Here is a 7871-nt window from a genome sequence, read left to right as displayed (position 1 = left end):
GAAGCCGCCTTTCCACTTTTCCTCATGCGAGGAAAAGAACTATCCGGTATTAGCCCCGGTTTCCCGGAGTTATCCCAGTCTTACAGGCAGGTTACCCACGTGTTACTCACCCGTCCGCCGCTGATTTCAGGGAGCAAGCTCCCATCAATCCGCTCGACTTGCATGTATTAGGCACGCCGCCAGCGTTCGTCCTGAGCCAGGATCAAACTCTCCGAAAGAAGTTTGACTTGCTCATTTGCTATTTTTAAAGTATTAGCAACTTTGTAAGAAACATGTTCTTACTAGATTTACGTTGACGTTTTGAGTTGTTTAGTTTTCAATGTTCAATGTGCGCTTGTCGTAAGCGACTTATATAATATAACATTCATCCAGTTATAATGTCAATAACTTTTCAAAAAAAGTTTCAGCAGGCTTTTTGCCAACGGGATTCATTATACATTTACCATCATGAGATTACAAGAAGAAATTATGATTTTACAGGTGAAATAAACTCTCACTTATCTTGAAGCATTCTCCATTAAAAAGAAACGAACCAGCATCCGACTGGTCCGCTTCGAATTCTTCAGATTAAGAAAGTACTTCTTCTATAAATAAGTCTCTTCTCTTCGCAAGATCCAAAATCGTCTCTGTTTCCTTCATCTGTAGTAGCGGACGGGTTGGATTTTCTCTTGTTATGAACATGACTTCCCCAGCTTCTCCGTTGGATAAACGGATTTCTGTACCGATGGTAAGATCTGAGATGATATCCATAAGCGCCTGAACCGCCTGGATGTCATACTTGCCAAAATGGTCTTCCTTTATTTGCTCCAGCACCTGGAATGGCAGCTGTCTGCTCCTATAAACCCTCTCTGATGTCATTGCATGGAATACATCCGCAACTGCGATAATTTTTGAGAATTGGTGGATTTTTTCTTTGTTCTCCCCTGTTGGATAGCCGCTGTCATCCATTCTCTCATGATGTTGAAATATGGCTAGTTTTGTTTCAGGTTTCAGGAGGTTGATATCTTTCACCATTTTATAACTATAGACAGGATGCATCTTGATTTCTTTGAATTGAGATTCTGACAATGCTGTCTCTTTAGTAAGGATGGATGCAGGGATTTTGGCCATACCGCAATCAGCCAGCACCCCGGCAAGAGTCACTTGGATTTTTTTTCCGTTATCCATTCCGAGCCTCTTGGCAATCAACCCGCTCAACAGGCCAGTCGCCAGTGGATGATGATAAATATAATCCTTTTTAGAAGTATATTGGTGGAGGTGGGCAACATTACTTGGATTTTCCTCCACAAGCTCCAGCAAAGGCAGGATGATGCTTCGGATTTTTGAAATGGAGACAGACATTCCAGATTGCCAGTTTTGGAATTCCCCTTTGAACTCCTGAACTTTATTCAGATATAAATTCAGGAAGTCACTCTTTTGTCTTAGAGGCTTTGCTGTTCTATCCTCTTCATCCTCTACTGCTTGTACAGGAGAAAAGGGGGTTCCGTCTGCTTTAATCCTTTCAACAGATATTTCTTTGATATTAAATGAGTGCAATACTTTAATATGTATATCTTGAATGACCGTTTTCTTAGGTATGATGGGTAAGGAAGTCATTCCCCAAATATCCTGATTAAGAATGCAGCCTTCTTCTGCCTCTTGTATCTTGATTTTCATTATTTCACCTCTGTCCAGCGTTCATTTCTTTATTTTACCAGACAATTAACAATCTTCGCACCGTTTTTCTTAAGCATTTCATACATAAATGATGCTAAAATAAAAAATCACTCCCCGGAAAGGAGAGTGATTACTGTTTTATTCGTTACTGCTCTCGTTATCATTATCGTTTGCGTTCTCTTCAGAGGTTTCCTCTGTGACTCCATCAGCCGATTCTTCTGTCAGATCAACAGGGATCTCTTCTTCTTCTTTTTCTTCGTCCTTCTCGACTTTCGCCACTGTAGCAACTGAACTGTTTTCATCTAAACGGATCAGCTTCACACCCTGTGTGTTACGGCCTGTTGTTGAGATATCATTGACATCCATACGGATCAGTACGCCGTTAGCTGTAATCAGCATAAGGTCTTCTTCACCAGTTACAGCTTTAACAGAGATTAACTCACCGTTTCTTTCAGTGATGTTGCAGGTTTTCAAGCCTTTCCCGCCGCGTGTTTGAATACGGTACTCCTCTGCTGGTGTCCGTTTACCGAATCCTTTTTCCGTAACGACCAGGACATCGTCTTTCTCTTCAAGGATTTCCATGCCTACCACAATATCGTCAGAATCAAGATTGATTCCTTTTACCCCGGTAGCTGTACGTCCCATTGAACGCACATCTGTTTCAGGGAATCGGATCAGCATTCCTTTTTTGGTTCCGATAATCATATCTTTGCTTCCATCTGTCAGCTTAACGGAAATGAGTTCATCATTTTCCCTTAAGTTGATCGCGATCAGGCCATTGGTTCTGATGTTAGCGAAGTCAGAGACTGGTGTACGCTTTGATATCCCCTGCTTTGTAGTGAAGAACAGGTACCAGTCATCAACGAACTCTTCTATACGAATCATTGCATTGACCCACTCACCTTTGTCGACACCCAGCATGTTGATAATTGGAATTCCCTTTGCCGTTCGGCTGAATTCAGGAATCTCATATCCTTTTGCTTTAAACGCCTTTCCTTTGTTTGTAAAGAAAAGAATCGTATCGTGTGTGGATGTGGTGAGAAGATGTTCAACAAAATCATCTTCATTCGTACCCATTCCCTGGATTCCGCGGCCGCCGCGTTTCTGGCTGCGGTAGGTGGAGACTGGAAGACGTTTGATATATCCATTATGAGTCAGTGTAAGGATGATATTCTCGCGTGGAATCAAATCTTCATCCTCAATCTGCTCAATGCCTCCCGCCACAATTTCAGTACGGCGTTGGTCATTGAAGCGCTCTTTGATCTCATTCAATTCTTCACGGATGATTTCCAATACCTTTTCCTCATCAGCAAGGATTGCTCTTAATTCTGCAATCAGCTTAAGAAGCTCTTGATACTCGTTTTCAATCTTATCTCGTTCTAAACCAGTCAAGCGCTGAAGACGCATATCGAGGATTGCTTGAGCTTGTTTCTCAGAAAGAGAGAAGTTCTCCATTAAGCCTTCCCGCGCAATGTCAGTTGTTTGAGAGCCGCGGATCAAAGCGATGATTTCATCGATATGGTCAAGGGCTATACGCAAGCCTTCCAAAATGTGTGCACGCGCTTCGGCCTTCTTCAATTCGAATTCGGTTCTTCTGCGAATGACCACTTTCTGGTGCTCTAAATAATGATAGAGACACTGCTTTAAGTTAAGAACCTTCGGCTGCCCATCTACAAGGGCAAGCAGGTTGATACCGAAACTCGTCTGCAATGCCGTTTGTTTGTATAGGTTGTTCAGAAGGACATTGGCATTGGCATCTTTGCGGACTTCAATGACGATTCTCATTCCGTTACGGTCGGATTCATCGCGAAGGTCTGTTATGCCGTCAATCTTTTTATCTCGAACCAGGTCAGCAATTTTTTCAATAAGCTTTGCTTTATTGACCTGATACGGAATTTCCTCGACTATAATGGTTTCTTTACCGTTCGCCTTTGTCTCGATTCTTACTCTCGCTCTCATAGTGATGGAGCCTTTACCTGATTCGTACGCTCGGCGGATTCCGCTTCTGCCGACGATCATTCCCGCTGTAGGGAAATCAGGGCCTGGAATATAATCCATCAGTTCCTGGATTGTGATTTCCGGGTCATTGCTCAGTGCAAGAAGGCCGTCAATCACTTCACCCAGCTGGTGAGGCGGGATATTGGTGGCCATACCTACAGCGATCCCTGAGGAACCGTTCACCAACAGGTTCGGAAAACGTGCAGGCATGACAATTGGTTCACGTTCTGAACCATCATAGTTATCTCTATAGTCGATTGTATCTTTGTTGATATCACGGATAATTTCCATTGAAATCTTGGACATTCTGGCTTCTGTATAACGCATGGCTGCTGCTGAATCTCCATCGACAGATCCGAAGTTCCCATGGCCGTCTACAAGCATATAACGATAGTTGAAATCCTGTGCCATACGCACCATCGTATCGTATACAGCTGTATCACCATGCGGGTGATACTTACCGATTACTTCGCCGACGATACGGGCAGATTTCTTATAGGCTTTATCAGATGTCATTCCCAGGTCGTTCATCGCATATAAGATTCTTCGGTGTACGGGTTTTAGACCGTCCCGTACATCCGGCAATGCCCGGGAAACGATAACGCTCATGGCATAATCCAGGAAGGATGTACGCATTTCATGGCTAATATTAATTTCTTTTACATTAGAACGTGGTGTTTCCGCCATAATAGAAGGGACCTCCTTTTAAAAGGTATTTTAGCTACCTATGTCCGCTTTTGTTTCTTAAGTTTCTTAGTGATATACTGCCGTCCTCATACTCTCGATTGAATAGGGCCTTATGTAAAAGACAGGATAGAAAAAGATGCTTCTATCCTGCTGAGGAATTAAACGTCCAGGTTTTTCACATATGCAGCATTATCTTCAATAAAGTTTCTGCGAGGCTCTACTTTATCCCCCATAAGCATCTCGAAGGTTTCGTCCGCTTCGATTGCATCTTCCAGGCTTACCTGCAGAAGGGTCCTGAATTCAGGATCCATTGTGGTTTCCCAAAGCTGAGTGGCATTCATCTCACCTAAACCTTTATAACGCTGAATTCCCGGTTTAGGCTGTGCAGGCAGCTGTGCCAGTGCCTCTTCCAGCTGTTTATCTGAATAGACATAGTCTATCTTTTTACCTTGCTTGATCTGGTACAAAGGCGGCTGCGCGATATAGATATAACCAGCTTCAATAATCTGTCTCATATAGCGGTAGAAGAATGTTAGCAGCAGCGTACGAATATGCGCTCCATCAACATCCGCATCTGTCATAATGACGACTTTTTGATAACGCGCCTTTGAGATGTCAAAATCTTCGCCAATTCCTGTACCTAGTGCCGTGATCATCGCACGGACCTCATTATTGGAGAGGATTTTATCTAACCTTGCTTTCTCAACGTTGATGATCTTTCCTCTAAGAGGCAGGATCGCCTGGAAATGGCGGTCACGGCCCTGTTTGGCCGATCCTCCCGCAGAGTCACCCTCAACAATGTAAATTTCACTGATCTTGGGATCTCTTGAAGAACAATCCGCCAGTTTACCAGGCAGGCTGGATACTTCAAGTGCGCTCTTTCGGCGGGTAAGTTCCCTTGCTTTTTTCGCAGCAAGCCTTGCCCGTGCTGCCATTAAGCCTTTGTCGACTACTTTTCGGGCGACCACGGGATTTTCAAGCAGGAATGATTCAAAGTGCTCTGAGAACAAAGCATCTGTTATCGTTCTTGCTTCCGAGTTGCCAAGCTTTGTCTTTGTTTGTCCTTCGAACTGGGGATCAGGATGTTTGATAGAGATAATGGCTGTGATCCCTTCACGCACATCTTCACCAGAAAGGTTGGCGTCATTGTCTTTATATAAATTATTTTTTCGGGCGTAATCATTGATGACACGGGTCAGGGCAGTCTTGAATCCCGATTCATGTGTTCCGCCTTCATACGTATGAATGTTATTGGCAAATGAGTAAAGGTTGCTCGCAAACCCATCGTTGTACTGAAGGGCTATTTCCACGGAAATGTTTTCTCTTTCCCCCTCAATGAAGATCGGTTCTTCATGGATGACTTCTTTCGTCCGGTTCAAGTGCTCTACATAGGACTTGATTCCGCCCTCATAATGGTATTCATTGCTTTTATCTTCGACACGCTTGTCTTCGATGACGATCCTGATTCCTTTGTTAAGGAAAGCAAGCTCGCGAAGACGATTTGCTAAGATGTCATATTCATATTCTCTTGTTTCCGTAAAGATTTCAGGATCCGGTTTGAAGTGGATGATTGTTCCTGTTACATCGGTTTCTCCTGTCACTTTTAAATCAAAGCTTGGAGCACCTTTTTCGAATTTCTGATAATGGATTTTTCCGTCACGGTGGACGAATACTTCCAATTCGGTAGACAGGGCGTTCACGACAGAAGCACCCACTCCATGGAGCCCTCCTGAAACCTTATAACCGCCGCCGCCGAATTTACCGCCGGCATGAAGGACGGTCATGATGACCTCAACAGCAGGCCTTCCCATTTTTTCATGGATACCAACCGGGATTCCCCGTCCATCATCGCGGACTGTGATGCTGTTGTCTTCTTCGATTGTCACTTTGATTTCGGAACAGTAACCTGCAAGAGCTTCATCGATACTGTTATCGACGATTTCCCAAACCAAGTGATGAAGTCCTCTGGAGCTGGTGGAGCCAATGTACATTCCGGGACGTTTCCTTACGGCTTCCAACCCTTCTAAAACCTGTATCTGATTCTCATCATAAGATTGTCTTTGTTCTTGTTCCATTGTCAAACCAATTCACCTACACTTCCTGTGCATATAAATATTATTCATTCTCACTATCTATTTAAAAGATTGTCATGGGTGTTCCATTTTCTCGAACGCTTCTTCAATGTGGTGGATGCCAATGGTGAAAGATACAGCTGGTCTACGGTGACCACTAGAGACTTATATGTACCTTTAGCCAGGTTGCTCGTCTGTTTTTCTTTCTTTTTAAGAAATAATTGCATTTCCTCTGAAAATTGAACAGTATCCTTGTCTATAATCGCAATAATTTCATCCGTTCTTACCATCACATCTTCCCCAACATGAATATACATGGAAACACCTCACTTCACTCTCTTGATCTGACCGGCTTCAACTTCAAATGTTGTGGCCTCATTCAACGTCTGATGATCGATGCCATCTACATTAGTCGTGGTGACAAAGGTCTGCACCTTGCCTTGAATAGTATTAAGTAAATGGGACTGCCTGAAGTCATCCAGTTCAGACAATACGTCGTCCAGTAAAAGAATTGGGTATTCTTTAATTTCTGAATGAATCAGTTCAATTTCAGCGAGTTTCAGAGAAAGGGCCGTGGTCCGCTGCTGGCCTTGAGATCCGAAAGTCTGGACATCCCTGTCATTGACAAAGAATTGCAGATCATCCCTGTGAGGACCCGCAAGAGTCACCCCTCTATCTATTTCACGCTGCCGTATTGAATTAAATTTGTCCTCTAGTATTCCTACCATTTTCGACCAATCTTGATCTTCGCATACATCTATGGACGGTTTATATTGAATATCCAAGGTTTCAATGCCTCTGGATATCCCCGAATGGATGGGACGTGCCCATTCTTGCAGAAGCTTGATGAAGTCAAACCGCTTACGGATGATCTTCCCGGCTACTTCAATCAGCTGTTCTGTCAAAACGTCGAGCATCGTCTCATCTTTCTGCTTTTTAATCTGCAGCATCTTCAAGTAATGATTGCGCTGTTGAAGGATCTTTTGGTACAAAGCGATATCATGCAAATAGACAGGTGATACCTGCCCGATTTCCATATCAATAAAACGACGCCTCACTTGAGGGCTCCCTTTCACCAAGTGGAGATCTTCAGGCGCAAACATGACGACATTCATATTTCCTACATACTGACTCAATTTCTTCTGTTCAATATGATTGGATTTGGCTTTCTTGCCCTTTTTGGAAATCACCAATTCAAGAGGGATAGAGCCATTATATTTTTGTATCCTGCCTTTTATTTTAGCATATTCCTCATCCCAGCGTATTAAATCTTTATCATTTGATGTACGGTGGGATTTTGCCATTGCCAAAACATAAATCGACTCCATGATATTGGTTTTCCCCTGGGCATTTTCACCCAAGATAACATTCACACTGTTTTCAAATGTGATATCAATGGAGTCATAATTCCGATAGTTTTTGAGTTGAATTTCTTCAATGTACATAAACAGTCATCCT

At 43.2% G+C, this 7871-nt stretch carries 5 protein-coding genes and 1 rRNA gene; all 6 read right to left on the bottom strand.

Annotated features, from left to right (window positions below):
- A 16S ribosomal RNA gene (locus FZC78_RS09775) occupies positions 1-218 on the bottom strand; the annotation flags it as partial.
- Between the two features lie 349 nt (positions 219-567).
- Positions 568-1656, bottom strand: coding sequence for an HD-GYP domain-containing protein (locus FZC78_RS09770; RefSeq protein WP_148939490.1), 1089 nt, complete (start codon positions 1654-1656; stop codon positions 568-570).
- A gap of 138 nt (positions 1657-1794) precedes the next feature.
- On the bottom strand, positions 1795-4341 hold the full coding sequence (gyrA, locus tag FZC78_RS09765) for a DNA gyrase subunit A (protein ID WP_148939489.1): 2547 nt from the start codon (positions 4339-4341) through the stop codon (positions 1795-1797).
- 158 nt (positions 4342-4499) lie between these two features.
- Entirely contained in the window at positions 4500-6416 is a 1917-nt protein-coding gene (gene gyrB, locus FZC78_RS09760; protein ID WP_148939531.1) for a DNA topoisomerase (ATP-hydrolyzing) subunit B, read from the bottom strand.
- Positions 6417-6469: 53 nt separating this feature from the next.
- Entirely contained in the window at positions 6470-6730 is a 261-nt protein-coding gene (remB, locus tag FZC78_RS09755) for an extracellular matrix regulator RemB (protein WP_148939488.1), read from the bottom strand.
- 9 nt (positions 6731-6739) lie between these two features.
- Positions 6740-7858: a DNA replication/repair protein RecF gene (gene recF / locus FZC78_RS09750; protein WP_148939487.1), complete on the bottom strand. Its 1119-nt coding sequence runs from the start codon at positions 7856-7858 to the stop codon at positions 6740-6742.
- Positions 7859-7871 lie beyond the last annotated feature (13 nt).

It is taken from the genome of Rossellomorea vietnamensis (assembly GCF_008180415.1).
Classification (GTDB): Bacteria; Bacillota; Bacilli; order Bacillales; family Bacillaceae_B; genus Rossellomorea; species Rossellomorea vietnamensis_C.
Note: the sequence above shows the minus strand (reverse complement) of the source record. Positions and strands in the feature narration are given on the sequence as shown.